This is a genomic window from Plesiocystis pacifica SIR-1 (assembly GCF_000170895.1).
In the GTDB taxonomy this organism is placed as follows: domain Bacteria; phylum Myxococcota_A; class Polyangia; order Nannocystales; family Nannocystaceae; genus Plesiocystis; species Plesiocystis pacifica.
The window spans coordinates 1-17,823 of the sequence record NZ_ABCS01000151.1 but is presented as its reverse complement, the minus strand read 5'-3'; the positions used below and the strand labels follow the sequence as shown (position 1 = coordinate 17,823).

Below are 17,823 nucleotides of genomic sequence, written 5' to 3'. Positions count from 1 at the left end.
GCCTCGTCGCGCACGTCCGCCGGCGCGTCGATGGCCCCGCCGATCTCGGCCTGGCAGCTGCCGCACCGTGCCGTCTGCCCGAGCTTGGCGAAGGGGATGCGGTTGACCTTGGCGCAGCGGGGGCAGGGCTGGCGCACGCCCTTGGCGTCGACTTGCAGTGCGGCCATGCAGCCATGCTGCGCACGGTCGCGGGCTCGGCAAGGCGGGGCGCAAAATTAAAGGGACCCCAACGGGGTGTTATCCTCACCCGGCGGGGTCCAAACCGGTGGTCTCGAGCACCGGCACAGAGGTTGTTCCGCTCAACGGCAGTTGTTGGCGCTGAAATTGAAAGCTCGCGTCATTCCACTAGACCACGGATTCATGGGTGTAGAGAATCCGCCGGGGTATGATCCCGGGCCTCGAGCCATGGGCGCCAAAGGGAGAGATGAGCGGGGCCGCTGTCCTGAGCTTGGGAGCGAGATTGAGCTTGAAGGCTGCCTTGGGGTCAGCGCGTGAGCGCCTGCGTCTGCCGTTTCGCCACCTCGACCCATGGAGTGTCGAGGGAGGGATTCGAACCCCCATACCCGTCGGTTGTCGCCAGTCACGATGAGCTTGAGCTCGAGCTTGGCTCCCTTTCGGAATTCGTTTTGATTAGAGGTCCGCGAACACGAAGTCGAGCAGGGCGCTGGGGCTGTGGCGCTCGCACTCGCGGGTGTTGGCCTCCTCGCGGGCGCTCTTGACCGCGTTGGACAGGGTCTCGATGCGGCGCAGGAGCTTGCGCTTGTGCTCCTTGGGCAGGGCGCCCGAGCGCTTGACCGTGGTCACGTAGCCGACGATCTGATCCTCGGTGATCAGCTGGGTCTGCGCCGGGTGCTCCTCGGTGGCCGGGTAGAGCACGATGCCCTTTTGCAGCTTCTTGGTCCGGTGGCGCTTGCTCGGGGCCGAGACGTGCACGCCGCGGTCGTTCTCGTCGGCGCGCCACTCCTCGGCGGCGTCGAGCTCGGCCATGCGCTCGACCATGGTCCCGAGGTCCTTGAGCTGCTTTTCGAGGAAGAGCAGGAAGGTCGTGGGCGCCTCGGCGACGAGCACCTCGCCGTCGACGACGACGTCGGCGCGGGCCTCGGTGTTGGCGAAGTCCTTGGTCGCCTCGACGGCGAACAGCTCGGCCAGGCTGTGGTGGATGGTCCGCAGGACCTCGCGGGCGTTGTATTGGACCCGCTTTTGTTCGGGGGGGAAGTGCTCGCCGTCTTCAGCCACGGGGGCGTAGGTGGACACGAAGCCGTTGAGCAGCTCGGGCTTGCGGCAAGCCTTGTCGAGGGCGGTGACTTCGGCGTAGACGCGCTTTTTGAGCTCGCTCTCGATGGCCAGGAGTTGATTCAGTCGCATGGGGGTACTCGCAATCGACGGCGACTCCGGCAGCGAGGGCGGCGGCTGGGGCATCCAGCGCGGCGTCGCCTCTCGACCTCGGCTCGCGGTCGATCGGGGTGTAGCGCGGGCGCCCGCGGGGGCAAGGCGAGGCGGCGAGGGGTCCCGCGGGGTCTGGCCGCGACACGAGCGAGGCTCGGCGTCCCCAGCCGCTCGGCCTCGCGCGCTTCAGGTCCCGGGCAGGTCGAGCTGATCGCAGACCGGGCAGGGCTGGGTCTCGGCCTTGCGCCAACCACAGCCCGAGCAGTTCGTGACCTTCACGGGGGCGCCGAGGCGCTTGGTCGAGCGAGACTTGACCCGCGCCTCGGCCCGGGCGGCCTCGCCCGGGGAGGCGATCTCCACCCCAAAGTGCGCGAAGAGATCCCCAGAGATGGCCTTGGGCTTGGCGGCTTTTCGACCTCGGCGGCCCTTGGTAGCCTTGACGACTGGCCGCGCACGGGTGAGCGCCGGCTCGCTGAGCTCGAGCAGTGGCCGACCGCTCGCGGCTGCGCCCACGCGCTCGGTGATGCGCGGCGGGGCGAGGCGTCGGGTGCGTGCCATGGCCGAGATCATAGCGCCCTCGCCAAAAAAGTTGCGGATCGAGACCATCCGGCGGATCCAATCCGGATCGGGCAGTCCAGCCGACCTGCTCTCCGGTCGGGCCTCGCCCATGCGCCCGCAGCTGCAGACTGATCTCGCGGGCGACTCGCGGCGCGGGGCTGGACCGCGCTGGCCATGGGTCGGGTGTGCGTGGCGCTCGCGGGCGCCAGCGCCTACGGGCTGCTCGAGGAGGCTACGCCATCGGCCTGGTGTCGCTGCTGCGCCGCGCTTGCCCTGGTGGCTCATGCCGCGACGGCGCGCGTCGAGGAGCGCCCAAGGCCATCGCTGTGAGGGCGTGTCCGCGCGCTCAGGTGAGCAGACTTTCGCGCGCTGCGAAGGCGTGAGTGACTCAGTCTGCCCACAGCGCGCGAGGTCTACGCTAGTCTGTGCCCATGCTCGAAATCATCGTCGTCATCGCCCTCGGGCGGAAGCTTGGAGAAATGGCGGAGCAAAGAGGCCACGGCAAGGGCTGGATCGCGCTGGTCCTGCTGTGGTTCGTGGGCGAGCTCCTCGGGGGCATCGTCGGCTTCCTCGTCATGGGCGACGAGGGCCTGGCGCCCTACTTGTTCGCGCTGGTCGGCGCCGCCCTGGGTGGCGGGGCGGCCTACGCCATCGTCGCCAACCTGGCGCCCAAGCCCGGCAGCATGCTCGACATGGACGGCGGCGGCGAGGTTTACAGCCACGCCGATCCGAACAACCCCTACAGCCCCTCGGGCTTCGGCCAGAACAACAACAACGGCCCCAGCTGAGCCAGGCCGGCGGATCGGGGGACGCCTCGTCCAGCATGCGCGGGCCTGGCTCGCTACCATGGCGGCGTGTCTGCTCCAAGCGACGCCAACTTGCTCGAGGCCTGGCGCGGCGGTGATGACCGCGCTGGCGAGCTGCTGTTCAACCGGCACGGCGCCGCGATCGCGCGCTTTTTCGAGAACAAGGTCCGGGTCGGCGCCGAGGACCTGGTCCAGGCGACCTTCCTGGCGATGATCGAAAAGCGCGAGGTCGTGACCATCGACTTTCGCGCGTACATGTTCGCCATTGCCCGGAACGTGCTGCGCAGCCACGTCCGCCGGCTCGCGCGGGATCGGGGCGTCGACCCGGACGTCAGCTCGATGGCGACCATGGATCCGGGGCCGAGCACGCTGGCGGGTCAACGTCGGGAGCACCGCCTGCTGCTCGAGGGCCTGCGCCACCTCCCCCTCGACAGCCAGGTCCTGCTCGAGCTGCACTACTGGGAGGGCCTCGACGCGGGGACCATCGCCAAGATCACGGGCGGGCAGGCCTCCTCGGCGCGCCAACGCCTGACGCGTGCTCGACGCAAGCTCGACGAGGTCATGGCGCAGCTGACCGCGACCCCCGAGCTGCTCGCGACCACGCTGCAGGACCTCGAGGGCTGGGCCGCGCAGATCCGCGGGATGCTCGGCGGCGAAAAGGGCGGCTCAGGGCCCGATTTAGAGGGGGGAGGCCCGGCTTGAAAAAAAAGTTGCCCGTCGACGTCGCGATCATCGGGCTCGCGCACTTGTACGTCGAAGCGAGGCGAACGAGTGGCACGAGCACACAGCGACATGGCGGGGGTCATCCCGCTCCGGCCGGAGACCCGACGCCTCGGCGAGCGCGCGGATGACAACGCGTGCACGGAGCCGGGAGGAGCCATGGCCATGGCCGAGGTGACGGACGAGCGAGGGCCCATCGAGCCGACCTTGGACGACCCCCTCGTCGACAGCGCGCCCGGGGAGGGCTGCTTCGAGCACGAGCGGGTGCTCAACGAGGTCCGCCGGCGCCTGTTCGGCCGCGGACCCACGACCCGCATCGGCCGCTACCGGGTGCTGCGCAGCCTCGGCGCCGGGGGCATGGGCGAGGTCTACCTCGGCCGCGACGAGGAGCTCGGCCGCGAGGTGGCGATCAAGCGGGTGCGCACCGGGGAGCTGCGCGGCGCCGAGCAAGAGCGCCTGCGCCGTGAAGCCCGGGCCCTCGCGCGCCTGTCCCACCCCAACGTCGTCCAGGTCTACGAGGTCGGGACCGAGGGGGGCCGGACCTTCGTGGCGATGGAGTTCGTCGACGGGGCGACCCTCGGGCAGTGGCTGAGCGCGGAGCCGCGCTCGTGGCGGGAGATCCTCGAGGTCTTCCTCGCCGCCGGTCGAGGCCTGGCGGCGGCGCACGGGGCCGGGCTCATCCACCGGGACTTCAAGCCAGACAACGTGCTGCTCAGCGACGCCGGAGAGGTCCGCGTGGCCGACTTCGGCCTGGTCCTCGAGGGGGACGAGGTCGCGGCGAGGCGAAGCGAGCGGAGCGAGGGCGCATCGCTCGGTCTGGGCCTGGCTGCGGCGCCGAGCCGCGGCAGCGACCTGGGCCTGCGGGTCAGCGCCCACGGGGCCATCCTCGGGACCATCCGCTACATGGCCCTCGAGCAGCTGTGCGGCCTCGAGGTCGACGCCCGGAGCGATCAGTTTTCCTTTTGCGTCGCGCTCTACGAGGCGCTCTACGACGCGCCGCCCTTCGTGTGCAGCAGCGCCCTGGCGCGCCTCGAGGCGCTGCGCGACGACGACCCGCGGGTCCCACAGTCCGGCCGCGGGCGGGCGCCGAGGGGCCTGTGGCGGGTGCTTTGCCGCGGGCTGGCCCGCGAGCCCGAGGCGCGCTGGTCGAGCATGGAGGAGCTCCTCGGGCAGCTCGAGCGGGCGGCCGGGCGTCGCCGTCGGGCGTGGCTGGGCGCGGCCGGCGTGGCCACGGGCTTCGCCGCGGCCCTCGCCCTGGTCCTGCTCCCGGGCGCCGATGAGACCGATGAGACCGAAGACCGCTGCGCCCTCGTCGAGCGCGAGCTCCACGGGGTCTGGGACGCGGACGCCCGCACGGGCCTCGAGGCTCGCTACGCCGGGCTCGAGGCCGAGCACGCCGCCGACAGCGTCGCGCGGGTCAGCCAGGGCCTCGAGCGGTGGTCGGGGGCGTGGGTCGAGGCGCGCGGGGAGCTGTGCGTGGCCCAGCGAGACCACGCCGTGGCGCCGGAGCTCGCCCGCGCCCAGGGCCTGTGCCTCGAGCGTCAGCGCCGGGCGGTCGGGGAGCTGGTCGAGCTGTTGCTCGAGCCCGCGAGCGTCGACCCGGCGCGTCGAGGGGACGAGCTGGCGCGCGCCGTGGAGTTCATCGCGGCCCAGCCGAGCCCCGAAGCCTGCCAGACGCAGCTCGCGCTCTTGGGTCTCGAGCCCCCTCCGGCCGAAGCGGTCGAGGCGGTCGAGGGAGTCCGCCTCGACATCGAGCGCGCCCACCAGCTGCGCGTCCTCGGACGCCTCGAGCGCGGGGCCGAGCTCGCCGAGGCCAGCGACCTCGCGGCCGTCGAGCTGGGCTACGGCCCGCTGATGGCCGAGGCTCGGGCCGAGCGGGGCAAGGCCGAGCTGGCCACTGGTTCGCTGACGCGCGGGCGGGAGCTCGTGCAGGAGGCCATCGATCTGGCGGAGCGCCACGGCCACGACGCCCTCGCCGCGGAGCTGTGGCTGGCGCAGGCGCTGCGGACGGTGTCGGACTTTCGGGAGCTCGAGCGCGGGCGCTGGGAGCTGCGCCGGGCGACGGTGGCGGACTCTCGGCTCGAGCCTTCTACGCGACGACAGGCGAGGTTGGCGGACGCGAGGGCACAGCTCGCTCACGTCTCGGGTGACCGCCTCGACGCGGAGCGGGCGTACGTGGAGGCTCTGGAGTTGAGCGCCGAAGATCCCCTGGCGGCGCTGGACCGTCCGACCTATCTCGGGAACTTGGCGGATCTGATCGCCAGTGAAGATGCCGAGCGGGCGCTCGAGTATCGACGCGAGGCGGTGTTCGAAGCGGAGGAGCTGTTCGGTCCGGGACACCCCGAGGTGGGGATGCCGCTGTACAAGCTCGGCAATGCGCTGCTCGACGTGGCCGGGGAAGATGAGCAGGCGAAGCTCGCGCTGCAGCGTGCCGTTGCGATCTGGAGCTCTTCTCACTCGCGGCCCCACGAGGAGCTGGTGTTGGCCAAGCTCGTATTGGGGACCTTGGCATTGCGAGCAGGGCGATCCAAGCTCGCCGAGAGCTACGCTGACGCCGCAGAGCGCGAGCAGCGTGAGACCTTGCCCGACGCCCACCCGAGTCGAGTCGTGACCGAGCACCTTCGGGTCGCCATTCATGCGGCGCGAGGCGAGCACCACAAAGCGCTGGTCCATACCCGCCGGGCCTTGTCGATGCTCGAGCAGAGGTTCTCGTTGGAGCATCCCCACGCGCAGCAGATGCAGCTCGACGCCGTGGCTTCGCTCTTGGCTCTGGGCCACCTCGATGAGGCGATGCGCCTGCTCGAGACGGTCCAGACGCCTTCTCCGCGATCGCCATTGGCGGCCCCCCATCACCTGAATTGGTGCGAAGTCCACCTGCGCCGCGGAGAGCTGGACGCGGCCTTGGAGGACTTGCAGGCCCTCGACGGGGCCTATCTGGGGAGCTACGCGTTCAGCCACGCCTTCTTGTCGGCGCTGGTCGAGGTGCGCCGCGGGGGCGCGTCCCGAGCTTCGCTCGATCGCTTGTCGGAGCTCCGCCGCGAGTCGGCGTTGTCTCAGGCGCAGGTGCTCGGGTGGTGGGCGGACCTCGGGGTCACGAAGCTCGAACTCGCCGAGCTGGGCATCGACGCGCCAGATCTCTGGCCGCCGCCGAAGTGAATTGATCTTGGGCAGCCCGAGGCTTCGGGTTGTCGACATTGTCGTGAATCGAGAGGGGCACATGCATGCCCCGAATGAAAGGAAGTACCATCATGGTAAACATCAAAAGTAAACTGAGTAGTCGTGGTCTCATTCGCAGCGGGCTCCTGATGGGGATGCTGGCGATCCTCGGGGTGCCGAGCGTGGCGTCGGCGACCGATGACGACAACCCCGATTGCGAGGAGTCGGTCCTGGCCCTCGAGATCGATACGCTCACGGGCGAGGTGTTCGTGCTCAACGGCGCCACGGGCCAGCCGGTGCTGTCAGACAACGACATCACCCTCCACTTGGGCTCGCTCAGCCGCGTGCTCGTCGACGTCCAGCTCTCCGACGGGGAGTGGCAAGTCGACGTGACTCCGGACGGTGAGGCCACGGAGCAGCACCTGACCCGCGGCGGAGCCATGCGCTACGTCGTCGAGGAGGGCTCCGACTACGTGTTCGAGTTTGCGCCCATCGGCCAGACCAACATGGTCCCGATCCCGCCGATCGTCATCCGCCCCGATCCGCCCTGCCCCCCGGAGGATTGATCGCTTCGGCCCGCCCCACCCCCCATGAAACGTGCCGGGGCGGAGAGCATTCTCCGCCCCGGCGTCCTCTTGCTAGCCGGAGCACGCGCCGAGCGTGCTCGGAAGAGTGAACCCATGTCGAATGAAAGATCATGTTGTGAACGGTCGGGCGAGGACTTGGAGCCCGCCCAAGTCATGAGTAGGACGCGGTCGCAGCGTCAAGTGCGCACACTCTTGTCGGCTGCGCTTGGCCTCTCCTCGGGCCTGGTGCTGAGCGCTTGTGGAGCGCCCGCGGCGTCCGATTGCGCCTTCGGGACCTTGGGCTGCGCGTGCTTTGAGGGCGAGCTTTGCCTGGAAGGGCTCAGCTGTTACTCGGGTATCTGCGTCGATGTCGAGGCGGGCGAGGACGAGAGCTCGGGCCTGGACGAGGTGAGCGACACGGATGACTCGACCGGGGCGGATTCGGACGGCTCGACCACGAGCGAGGACACCGGACCGGGCGCCGATCCGTGTGGCTCTGGAAGCGAGTTGATCCTCTACGCGCAGGGCTCGATCAGTTCGAGCGATGTGGGCATCTTTTCCGGGATCGCCACCGACTACGGCGACGCCAGGGTCGAACTCGCCGACGACTTTGTCATCCCGCCGACAGAGCAGTGCTGGTGCATCACTCGCGTGCGCGCCGTGGGCTTTTATGGCAACGGCGCGGCCCCGCCGAGTCCGCCCATGGTGGCCATCGAGTTTTTCTCGCACCACGAGGTCGGAGTTCCGCAGGCTGAGCCGAGTCATGGCGCGACGGTCCAGGCCATGGATCCCATGAACGATGGAGTGTTGGACATGACGCTCAGCCCAGGTGTGGTGCTGGAGGCCGGGACCCACTGGCTGAGCGTTGGGGCGATCGTACCGATCGACACGCATCGGTGGCACTGGAGGCTCTACGACTCCCCCTTTGGGTTCATGGCCGCAGCTAGGGACGCGCAGCAGCTGTTCTTTCAAGGGTCTTGTCAGTCGTGGACGCCCGCTTCGGGTTGCTACAACAATCTCGACGACGCCCACATGCAGTTCCAGATCCACGGGATCATCGGCGGAGAGGGGTGTCGTTGATGCCGATCTCGAAGGTGTGGCGTAGGCGAGCCTGGTGCCTGGCGCTCGTGGTGATCGCGGGGGCCTGTGGCGATGGCAGCCAAGGCGGGGACTGCGTGGCTGGGACCGAGGCCTGCGCGTGCGTCGAGGGGGCCTGCGCGACGGGCCTGAGCTGCGTCTCGAACTACTGCGTCGCCCTCGGGGGGCCCGAGAGCGACACCTACGGAGGCGACTCGGATGATGAAGCGAGCGCGGGTGATTCGGGCGGCTCCGATTCGGGCGGAGCCGGTGAGGATCTGTGCGCGCACTTCCTCGACTGCGTCAAGCAGGTCCAGCCCGAGGGGCTCTCGGCTTACGCCTTGCTCTACGGGCCTGGTGGAGAGTGCTACGGCATCCCAGGGCTGACGGATGAAGACTGCTGGGCGGAGTGCGACGCCCTCCGCGAGGGCTTCGCGCAGCTGCACCCCAACGAGTCGGCTTGCGGCCCGGTCGACTGCGGAGATGGGGCCCTCAGCGCAGGGGAGATGTGTGACGGAGGCCCGAATTGCACCGAGGCCTGCCGCTGGGCATGGTCTTCGCTCAACGAGTGCGGTCTCGCCACGCAAGTGGGCTGCGACCCGAGCGAGGAGCGGTGCACGGTCATGTCCGGCCAAGTCAGCAACTACTTTGGCTGCCAACCACACATCCTCCCGCCCGACACGAGCACCGGCCCCAACGCTCCGTGCCTGGTCACGTCGGAGTGTGCGTACGCGCCAAACGCCATTTGCATCGGTCGGCCCGACTGCATCGATCAAGGCTGTTGTACCGAGGTCTGTTACCTCGGCCCGACGGATCTCGGGGGATGCTCGGCTGGGTTCACTTGTACCTCCGTCGAGAGCCTCTACAGCAAGGACTTCCCGAACGGCTCGGAGCTGTTCGGGCTGTGCTGGCCGAGCTGAGCCCGCGCTCGGCAGCTTGCCAAAATGGCCCGGGGGCCGGAAACCATTCTCCGCCCCGGCATGCGTTGCTGGCTGTGAGATGCGTGTGTTGGACGACTAAGTCAAGTCAGGGGGGGGAGAAGCGAGCGAGAACTCAGGGGATGGGGATCGTGGTCGGCGGGCTGCCGCCCTCGCAGCCCCACTGGAAGTTGTCGAGGAAGACGAAGCTGTCGAGCACCGAGTCGCTCTGGTCGAAGATCGCGAACACCATCGTGATCTCCTCGCCAGGCACCGCCGAGGCCGTGGTGGTCAGCCACTTGGTCCCGGCGTGACCTTGCATGCAGGTGCCGTGGAGCTCCTCGGCGGTGCAGCCCTGGGCGCACTCGGGGTCGGGGAAATTGGGGTCGTCCTGGGGCGGGAAGGGCCCGGAGCTCGGGTCCTTGAAGTCGAGGTAGCCGGCGTTGAGGGAGATGGGGTTGCCCATCTCGTCAAAGGACACGTTGCCGGTCCAGCTCTCGGACTCGAGCCAGCCCACGAACATGTCGTTGTACTGCGAGCCGAAGTAGTCGGGGTACTCGTAGCTGAAGAAGGCCAGGTCGAAGCTGAACGAGTAGACCTCGGAGGGCACCGCGGTGGTGAAGCGCAGCTCGGTGTAGTCGTAGGCGCCCATGCCCGCGTTGACCTGCTCGGCGATGCTGTTCGAGCAGTCGCCGGTGCCGACCAGGCTCGGATCTTCGGAGCAGTCGACCGCGCCCACGTTCTGGGGGACGATCGGCGCGGGCAAGGTGATCGGGTCGTAGGGCCCCTCGGGCTCGAAGTTGTCGATGCCGTCGAGGTCGGCGCTGCACGGCTCGTACTCGAGGATCGGGCCGTCGGGGTCGTTCCAGTCGTCGTACTGGTCGAGGTGGGCGACGTAGCCGCTGCCGAGCACGACGTAGCGCGAGCCCTCGCGGGGGGCGAAGGCGTCGGTGTCGCCGAAGCTCTCGCGCAGGCCCATGCCCTCGGGGTTGCCGGTCATCGCCGTGTCGACGCCGAGCTCGTCGGGGCAGTTGAGGCCCAGGGCCTCGAACAGGCCCGCGTCGGGGGCGTCGTCGCAGGGCTGGTGCGGCGGGATGTTGCACTCGCACTCGCCCCCCTCTTCGCCGCAGGGGTTGCCCATCTCCTCGCCGCCGCCGAGGTCGAGGAGCGGCCCGGTGTCCTCGGTCGTCTCCTCCTCTTCGTCGTCGTCATCGTCGCCGGCCTCGTCGCCGTCGTTGCCGTCGGCGTAGGTGTCGAGCACGCCGACTTGCTCCTCATCGGTGCACGCGCTGGCGCCGAGGAGAGCGAGCGCCGTCGAGAGGGCGCGCGCGCGAGGGGGTTCGAGCTTGACCATCATTCCCACGAACATGACCACTGGTGTCGTTTGAGCGCGCGAGCCGTCATGTCCTTCGAGGTGTGCAGATTGCGGACACTCACGGTGCCGCGTCGACATCGGGGGTGAACACCGACCCCACGCAGGTGTTGGCCAGGCGCGCCTCGAGGGTGGAGCTGGGCCAGCGGCGGTGGAAGCTGCGGGCGCGCTGCGTGGCCTTGGACTCGCGACCGAGGGCACACAGGGCGAGCAGCTCGGCGCCGAGGACCTCCTGGCTCAGGGCCGGTTGCTCGCAGTCGCGGCGCCAGGTCTGGATGGTGTCGAGGGCTGCGCGGGCGTCGTCGTCGCGCAGCTGGGTGTGGATCGTGGCGAGCAGCTGGGCCTCGGCGGCGAGGTCGGGGCAGCGCGAGGGCGCGGGCGGGCTCGGCTTGGCCGGCGCGTCCTTGGGCGTCGGCGCGGGGGAGCTCGGCTCGGCCGGCGCGGGAGCGAGCTGTGGTTCTGGCTCTGGCTCTGGCTTTGGCTCGGGCTCGGGCGCGTCGCTGGGAAGCTCCGCGCTCGGGGTCTCGACCGGCGTGGCCGGGAGCGCCTCGGGCTCGGGCTGCTCGTGTGTCCGCGAGGCCGTGGCGGGCTCTGGGCGCACCTCGGCCTCGGGCGGGGTCGCGGGTCGGGGGAAAAAAATGGCCACCGCGAGCGCACCGCCAGCGAGGAGCGTCAGGCCCCCCAGAGCGACTCCTTTTGTCGGTGCGCTCGCAGCAGCCCCCCTTCCGCTGGGGTGGCTCGCTTCGAGAGGTCGTGGTGAGCCCGCGTCGGCGCTGGGCGATGGAGCGTCGGTGGCTTCGCTGCCCGGAGGCGGCGGCGGTGCGATGCGAGCCTGGAGCGCGGCCCAGCTCGCGTCGACGGTCCCGGGCGGGGGTCGATCCGCGCGGGCGGCCTCGAGCAGGCGGGCCAGATCGGGATCGGGGCTGTGGTCGTGGGTCATGGCGGTGGCTCTCAGACGGACTTGCAAGCCAGGCGACGCAGGGCCCGGGCCATCTTGGCGCGGGCCAGTCGCAGCCGTGAGTAGGCGGTGTTGAGCTCGATGCCCAGCATTCGGGCGATCTCGGGGCCGCTGTGCCCTTCGATCTCGGCGAGCACGTAGACGGCCCGCTGCTCGGTGTCGAGGCTGTCGAGCAGGGCGTCGAGCAGGCGCAGGGCCTCGCGACGCTCGAGCTTCTCGGTCAGGCTGCCCTGGGGGATGAGCAGCTCGGCTTGGTTGTCGCGTTGGCTGCGTCGCTGGTGGCTCATGGCGACGTTCATGCAGATGCGGAACAGCCAGGTGCGCAGCGAGGCGCGGAACTCGAATTCGTCGAGGCGCTCGTGGACGACGAGGAAGACGTCCTGGACGGCGTCGTCGACCTGGTCCTCGCCCAAGCCCAAGCGTCGCAGGCTGCGCCACACGTAGTCGTGGTGCTCGCGAAAGACGGCCTCGAGGGTGGGTCGAGAACGCGCCATTGGCTGGCTCAGGGGCGGCAACGCATCCCCTCGTGTCGCGGCCGTTCGCTTTCCGTCACTCAAAATGCAACTCGAAGCCAACTTGGCCCTGGATGCTGAAAAACGGCGTCTCGTAGAGGGGTTGCGCGAGTCCCCCGGCCGAGAAGGCGGCGCTGAGGAACGAGAGATTGCTCTCGATCCCGAGCCACAGCGCGGCGCGGGGGCTGGGCTTCCAGCTGAGGGCGGGGGCGAGCTGAGCGGCTCCCCATGCCGCCGTCGCGGCGCGGGGTTGCTCGAGGCCGATGGGCTCGTTGCGGACCCCACCAAAGGCCACGCCGACACACAGCGGCGCCGAGAGGGTCGAGCGCTTTTGGATCAGCCGCACCGTCGGGCACGCGCGGGCGCTGGCGTAGCCCATGGTGTAGCGGCCACCGACGGCGGCGTTGATGTCGAGGCCGCCGAGCTTGGCGAACTCCGTGCGCTGGGGGGAGAAGGTCCCCGCCAGCTCCACGCGGAGGCTGGGGAGCTCCACGCCGATGGCGGCCGAGAGGGTGGGGATGGCCCCGGGGAGCAGGCCCGAGGCCAGGCCGATGCGCGGGGATACGAAGGCGGTGGGGCGGACTTTGGTGGGTTCGGGCTCGGGCTCGGGCAGGGGCTCGGGCTCGGGCGGCGGTTCAGGTTCAGGTTCAGGTTCAGGCTCGGGCGGCGGTTCAGGCCTTGGCTCCGTCGCCCGGGCGACGGCGAGGGGATCGACGGCCAGCGCGAGGATCAACGCCGCGACCTCGCCGAGGTCGGCGCAGGCCTCGGCCGTGACCGCCCGCGTCGGTACACCCTCGCCGAGCTCGAGCTCGAGCTGCCAGCGCGCGTCGCCTTCCTCGATGGCGATCACCCGGGCGTTCGCGTGGACCAGCGCCTCGGGGATGACCATGTCGGGCGCGAGCAGCTGGGCCACGCGCGCGCGCACGGCCTCGCCCTGGGGACAGGCGGCCGGAGCCTCCCATTTGCGCGGCCACTCCCCGGCGTGGACGACAGCGGCGTCGGTGCTCGGGGCGTCGCCGGCCGCGGGGCTCGACGGCGCGGGGGCCCAAGCGGCGAGCAGGCTCGCGGCCAGGCCCCTCCCAAGCACGGATGGGAGCGAGGCGAGCACGGTGGCCCCCATGGTACTGCCCGGCGACGGCGAACGCTGAGCCCACCCTCGACTAACGCCTCGCGTACGGAGCCCGCGGACCACCCACGCTATCCGAAAGGCCATGACGCGAAACGAGCGAGACGAGAGTCGACGTCCCCAAAAGCGGGCGCTCCGGCGGCCGGGCCAGCACCTGGCGCGCTTCCCTGGCCGCAGCAACGACCCGGAAACCCACGCCCTCACCGCGCGCCAGGCTGCGCGCCTCGAGAGCCTCAGTGCCCTGCCCAAGGCGGACCTGGTCGGCAAGACCCTGCCAGACCTGCGCGAGCGCCTGGGCAAGCTCGGGAACTTGAAGGAGTTGCTGTTTCGGCGGCTGTGCGGCCGCGTGGTCAAGCGCGACGCCGAGGGCAACGAGCTGCCGGTGCCCTTCGCCACGGTCACCGTCTACGACACGGACATCAACCTCATCGCGTGGTCGCCCGCGGGCCAGCCCCACTCGTGGTTCTACCCCTTTGGCGTGACCCGGGAGGTCCTCGCTCAGGTCACCACCGACGAGTGCGGGCGCTTTTGCGTGTGGCTGCCTCGCTTCGACATCGACCACTACCTGCGCTGGCGGCTCGAGCGGCGCTGCTACCTGGAGTGGCTGCGAGTGCCGGTCATCGAGGACGTGCTGTTCGAGCGCGATCCGATCCCCGACCCCATCGGACCAGTCTCCAAGCTCGGACTGCACGTCCGCGAGCTCGACGGCGCTGCGCTGCGTCGCGCCGAGCACCGCCTCGACCCGGTCCGCAGCGCTCGCCTGCGCGACGTGGCCAGCCGCCGGGGCGTGGGCTCGCTGCGCGCCGAGCTCGACGACGAGCTGCGCCGGCCGGCCTTCGACCGCCTGCCGCCGCCCCTCGACGCCCGCGCCAAGGCCATCCTCGACCCCAAGATGCGGGCCAAGCTGGCCGCGCGGGCCGGCGTGTCGCCGCGCAAGTTGGTCGACTTCGACGCCAAGCGGGTGTTCGGGCCGTTCCTGCGCTGCGAGTGGGTGGCGGTCCCGGAGTGGACGACGATCGTCGACATCCCGGACCTGAGCTTCGAGGTCACCCAGGACGTCAACGGCGACGGGCAGCAGACGCCCATCTACACCGAGGGCCTGTTCGACGTGCGCTGGAACGCGGGCGATCTGGGGGAGGTGGTGCTCGTCGCCGAGCCCACGGCCATCGCGGGGCCGAGCTGCGACCTGCCCGAGCTCGGGCCGTGCGGCGACCCGGCGATCCTCTACGCCGGCAACTACCCCCTGCAGGTGCCGGGCAACCCCTCGGAGACCCACGACGCGGGCTCGGGCTACGCCAAGCTGCCCAACCGCCCCGACGCCGACGGCATCCCCGGCGGCGCGGCCGTCGAGCCCGGGGAGACGCCCTTCGTGGGCAGCTTCTATCTGGTCGGCTGCGCCGAGCGGGAGGGGGCGACGCACTACCGGGTGCACCGCGAGGTCAACGGGACCCAGGGCTACCTCCAGGGCGCCTACGGGCCGCTGTCACGAGTGGTCGGCGGCGTGCTCCAGACCCGCACGATCACGCCGGTGGACGGGCACTGGTACCCCATCGTCGGCCGGGACGAGGGCTGGACGCCCGTCGGCATCCTCGCGCCCGTGCCCGACCAGGCCGGCGTGAGCACCCAGGGCTTCGAGCTCGAGTTCGGCGCCCTCGCCGGGGGCACGGTGACGCCCATCCCCAACAGCAAGACCGGCTCGATCAACCTGCGCTTCGACGCGACCAAGCCGACGATCACCGTGCACAGCCTGCACTGGCGCCACCCCGGCGGCGGGTGGAACGCCCTCGACCCCGACGACTGCGCCGTGGTCCCGCGCCAGGGCACCCAGGCCGTCCAGCTGCGGGTCTCGTTCAGCGTCAGCGCCAACCACCTGCGCAACTACTGGGCCTCGGCTTCCGGTTGCGGGCCGCAGGCGACCATCAGCCAGATCACCCAGGGGGCCGGGGACATCCCGGCGGCCGCTGTGGACTCGGCGGCGCACTGGCACACCAGCCCCTCGGACAACGCGCTGAGCCGGACGCTCTACTATCAGATCGACGCGGGCGCGGACGCGGGCTGCTACCACGTGGCCATCGCGGCGGCGAGCCGCTCCTTCCGCCCGACCTACCTGCCGAGCAACTGGCGCGGCCACGACCCGCAGCACCTGTGGCGCCAGCGGGTCCTGCGGATCGCCGTGCAGTAGCGCCGCAACCACGAAAAAAGCAGGGCTCCGGTTCACGGGGCCCTGCTCTTTTGGAGCGCAGCTCGTCAGCCCAGCGCGCTCTTGGTCCGGTCGACGATCACCTGGGTGAACTCGCTGAGGTTCAGCGAGCCGCCGATGTCGGCCGTCTTCTCGCCGGCCTCGATGGCCCCAAACAAAGCCCCGCGCAGGGCCTTGCTCGAGTCGTGCTCGCCGATGTGGCGGAGCATGTTGGCCATGGCCAAGAGCGCGGCGGTGGGGTTGGCCTTGTTTTGGCCGGCGATGTCGGGGGCGGTGCCGCCGGCGGGGTCGAACATGGCGACGTCGACCTGGCCCTGGGAGTCGAAGCTATAGGAGGCGCTGTCGCCCAGGCCGATGGAGCCGATCAGCCCGTAGGCCATGTCCGAGAGGAAGTCGCCGTACTCGTTGGGGCACACGATCACGCCGTAGCGCTCGGGTCGCATGATGATCCCGGCGAGCAGGGCGTCGAACAGCTCCTCGCGGAACTCCGTGGCCGGGTAGTCCCGGGCGACGCCGCGGGCGGCCTCCTGGAACAGGCCGTCGGTCGCCTTTTGGATCGTGTACTTGGAGGTGGCGATGACGTTGGAGTCGCGCAGCTGGGCGAGGCGGAAGGCGAAGCGCGAGGCCAGCACCGAGGGGCGGCGCTCGATGGCGCGGATCGACACCGCGGTGTCGCGGTTGATGCGGCGCCCGGCGTCCTCGTAGGTGCCGCCGGTGGCGATGCGCACGATGTCGAGGTGGATGCGCTCGTTGTAGTGGGTCTGGATGCCCGGGATGGTCGCGACCGGGCGGTGGATCACGGCGAAGTTGCAGCGCTCGCGGAGCACCCGGTTGGGGCTCTCCTTGGTCGTCGCGGTCGGGTACTTGAGCGAGGTGCCGTAGCGGCGCATGGCGGCCTCGGCCTCGTCGTAGATGGCGTCGCCCTTGGCCTCGCGGCTCTCGTCGGACAGGTCGACGGGGATGAACTCGATCTCGAAGGGGAGGGCATCAGCGACGGTGTGCACGGCCTGCGAGAGCTCGCGGGCGATTCCGTCTCCGTGAAGTTCGACGATGCTGTAGCGGTTCATGCTCGGGCCGAGCATACTGGTCTTTGACGGCTAGACCAGGCCAGGCCAGTCAGCCCTCGACCGCGACGGTGATCGTCCACGGCTCCGTCGGCGCCGACTCGCCGCCGCCCTGGTCTGGGGGGCTGGGCGTGAGGGTGATCTGCGACTCCCCGGCGGCGACGGCCTCGAACAGGAAGCGGTGCGTGAACGAGCCCCCGTCGATGTCCGAGCCGGGTCCCTCGACGCGGCGCTCGATGAACTTCACGGCCGCGCCCTCGAGCGCGGGCTCGGGCCCCCACTGAAAGCGGTACTCCGGGGCGACACCGCGCGGCGAGCCGAGGTTGACCTCGACGGTCTCGCCGACCTTGGCCTTCAGGGTCGAGTCGCCGTCGCCCGAGGAGACCACGTGGGTCGCCCGCTCGTGGCGCAGCCGCGACTGCGAGGAGCTCTTGCCCTTGCAGCCCGCCGTGGCGAGGCTCGCGGGGAGCACGAGGGTGAGGGCCAGGGCGAGTCCACGGGCGCGCACGAAGGCATGGTAGCAGGGGCGCTCTCCCGGCCCGTGCTAGCGTCGCGCGATGGCCCCGAGCATCACCCTCGAGCGCGGCGACATCACCCGGGTGTCCTGCGACGCGATCGTCAACGCCGCGAACCCCAAGATGCTCGGGGGCGGGGGCGTCGACGGGGCGATCCACCGCGCCGCGGGGCCCGAGCTGCTCGCGGCCTGTCGACGCGTGCCAAAGGTGAACGGGATCCGCTGCCCCTTCGGCGAAGCGCGCATCACCCCCGCCTTCGGGCTCGACGCGCGCTGGGTGATCCACGCGGTCGGTCCGATCTACGCCCGCTCCGAGGATCCAAAGGGCGTACTCGCGCGCGCCTACGCCTCGGCCCTCGAGCTCGCCGCAGCCCACGACGTCACCGAGCTAGCCTGCCCTGCGCTGTCGACGGGGGCCTATGGCTTCCCCCTCGATCCGGCCGCCCGCATCGCCCTCGAGACCGTCGCCAGCCGCGACTGGGGCTGCGTGGCGCGCGTTCGCTTCGTGCTGTTCACCGCCGAGGTGATGGCAGCCTTCGCCAAGTTTCGGGACTTGTCGGGTTGAAAGTCTCCGTCGCATGCGCGAAACCTCTTTCGCGCTCTCGATGGCACTGATCCGACGCATCGCAGACGAGTTCGTTCGGGGCTGGCAGTACGTCCGCCTGTTTGGCCTGATCAGCTGGTTCCATCTATTCAAGATGGCGGGGAACGTCATCGACAAGCGCGAGGGGATCATCGAGCAGCACATCGCGCGACTGATGAGCCGACGGATCCTCGAGGTGGTGCGCGCGAGCGTGCACGTCGAGGGCACGATCTACTGCACGGGCATCGAGAACTACGCGGTCGCGGCCAACCACCTCAGCTACCTCGACTGGGTCCTGCTCCTCGCCC

General features: G+C 70.2%; 17 protein-coding genes and 1 pseudogene. 9 read left to right on the top strand and 9 right to left on the bottom strand.

What is annotated here, in order from left to right; all coding sequences use genetic code 11:
- From PPSIR1_RS51410 to PPSIR1_RS38845, 3 genes and pseudogenes are all read right to left on the bottom strand, one after another.
- Window positions 1–167 (bottom strand): annotated as a pseudogene (locus PPSIR1_RS51410) (hypothetical protein); the annotation flags it as partial.
- Window positions 168–630: 463 nt separating this feature from the next.
- Window positions 631–1,365, bottom strand: a complete 735-nt coding sequence (locus PPSIR1_RS38850; RefSeq protein WP_006976782.1) for a DUF7873 family protein — start codon at window positions 1,363–1,365, stop codon at window positions 631–633.
- A 207-nt stretch (window positions 1,366–1,572) separates the two neighbouring features.
- Window positions 1,573–1,944: a hypothetical protein gene (locus PPSIR1_RS38845; RefSeq protein ID WP_157596435.1), complete on the bottom strand. Its 372-nt coding sequence runs from the start codon at window positions 1,942–1,944 to the stop codon at window positions 1,573–1,575.
- Between the two features lie 479 nt (window positions 1,945–2,423).
- Between PPSIR1_RS38845 and PPSIR1_RS38840 the strand changes: the two genes are divergently transcribed.
- The 6 genes from PPSIR1_RS38840 (at window position 2,424) to PPSIR1_RS38815 (ending at window position 9,189) form a co-directional block, all read left to right on the top strand.
- Window positions 2,424–2,732 carry a hypothetical protein gene (locus PPSIR1_RS38840; protein WP_157596434.1) on the top strand — a complete coding sequence of 103 codons (309 nt, stop codon included), beginning with the start codon at window positions 2,424–2,426 and terminating at the stop codon, window positions 2,730–2,732.
- A gap of 66 nt (window positions 2,733–2,798) precedes the next feature.
- Window positions 2,799–3,452, top strand: a complete 654-nt coding sequence (locus PPSIR1_RS38835) for an RNA polymerase sigma factor (RefSeq protein ID WP_045117622.1) — start codon at window positions 2,799–2,801, stop codon at window positions 3,450–3,452.
- A 69-nt stretch (window positions 3,453–3,521) separates the two neighbouring features.
- Complete coding sequence (locus PPSIR1_RS38830) at window positions 3,522–6,626, top strand: serine/threonine-protein kinase (RefSeq protein WP_157596433.1); 3,105 nt, start codon at window positions 3,522–3,524, stop codon at window positions 6,624–6,626.
- A 155-nt stretch (window positions 6,627–6,781) separates the two neighbouring features.
- Window positions 6,782–7,192 (top strand): hypothetical protein, encoded by a 411-nt coding sequence (locus tag PPSIR1_RS38825; protein WP_006976777.1) that lies wholly within the window; start codon window positions 6,782–6,784, stop codon window positions 7,190–7,192.
- 201 nt (window positions 7,193–7,393) lie between these two features.
- Window positions 7,394–8,272, top strand: coding sequence for a hypothetical protein (locus PPSIR1_RS38820; protein ID WP_157596432.1), 879 nt, complete (start codon window positions 7,394–7,396; stop codon window positions 8,270–8,272).
- Window positions 8,272–9,189: a hypothetical protein gene (locus PPSIR1_RS38815; RefSeq protein WP_157596431.1), complete on the top strand. Its 918-nt coding sequence runs from the start codon at window positions 8,272–8,274 to the stop codon at window positions 9,187–9,189. The genes PPSIR1_RS38820 and PPSIR1_RS38815 overlap by 1 nt, the downstream gene beginning before the upstream one ends.
- Window positions 9,190–9,322: 133 nt before the next feature.
- Here the strand turns inward: PPSIR1_RS38815 and PPSIR1_RS38810 are convergent, their stop codons facing one another.
- The 4 genes from PPSIR1_RS38810 to PPSIR1_RS49820 form a co-directional block, all read right to left on the bottom strand.
- Window positions 9,323–10,555 (bottom strand): choice-of-anchor L domain-containing protein, encoded by a 1,233-nt coding sequence (locus tag PPSIR1_RS38810; protein ID WP_157596430.1) that lies wholly within the window; start codon window positions 10,553–10,555, stop codon window positions 9,323–9,325.
- Window positions 10,556–10,619: 64 nt separating this feature from the next.
- On the bottom strand, window positions 10,620–11,204 hold the full coding sequence (locus PPSIR1_RS38805) for a hypothetical protein (RefSeq protein WP_006976773.1): 585 nt from the start codon (window positions 11,202–11,204) through the stop codon (window positions 10,620–10,622).
- Between the two features lie 305 nt (window positions 11,205–11,509).
- Window positions 11,510–12,010, bottom strand: coding sequence for an RNA polymerase sigma factor (locus tag PPSIR1_RS38800; RefSeq protein ID WP_006976772.1), 501 nt, complete (start codon window positions 12,008–12,010; stop codon window positions 11,510–11,512).
- A 55-nt stretch (window positions 12,011–12,065) separates the two neighbouring features.
- Window positions 12,066–13,136 (bottom strand): TOBE domain-containing protein, encoded by a 1,071-nt coding sequence (locus PPSIR1_RS49820; protein ID WP_198154712.1) that lies wholly within the window; start codon window positions 13,134–13,136, stop codon window positions 12,066–12,068.
- Window positions 13,137–13,239: 103 nt separating this feature from the next.
- Between PPSIR1_RS49820 and PPSIR1_RS38790 the strand changes: the two genes are divergently transcribed.
- Window positions 13,240–15,336, top strand: coding sequence for a hypothetical protein (locus tag PPSIR1_RS38790; protein WP_006976770.1), 2,097 nt, complete (start codon window positions 13,240–13,242; stop codon window positions 15,334–15,336).
- A gap of 65 nt (window positions 15,337–15,401) precedes the next feature.
- Here PPSIR1_RS38790 and PPSIR1_RS38785 read toward each other — a convergent pair whose 3' ends face one another.
- A complete protein-coding gene (locus PPSIR1_RS38785; RefSeq protein WP_157596429.1) occupies window positions 15,402–16,421 on the bottom strand; it encodes an isocitrate/isopropylmalate family dehydrogenase in 1,020 nt (339 codons plus the stop codon).
- Window positions 16,422–16,470: 49 nt separating this feature from the next.
- Window positions 16,471–16,926 carry a protease inhibitor I42 family protein gene (locus PPSIR1_RS38780; protein WP_006976768.1) on the bottom strand — a complete coding sequence of 152 codons (456 nt, stop codon included), beginning with the start codon at window positions 16,924–16,926 and terminating at the stop codon, window positions 16,471–16,473.
- Between the two features lie 49 nt (window positions 16,927–16,975).
- Here PPSIR1_RS38780 and PPSIR1_RS38775 point away from each other — a divergent pair, with 49 nt between their 5' ends.
- Window positions 16,976–17,497, top strand: coding sequence for an O-acetyl-ADP-ribose deacetylase (locus tag PPSIR1_RS38775; RefSeq protein ID WP_006976767.1), 522 nt, complete (start codon window positions 16,976–16,978; stop codon window positions 17,495–17,497).
- Between the two features lie 40 nt (window positions 17,498–17,537).
- Window positions 17,538–17,823, top strand: a 286-nt coding sequence (locus PPSIR1_RS38770; RefSeq protein ID WP_157596428.1) for a hypothetical protein, incomplete at its 3' end; no start/stop codon positions are given.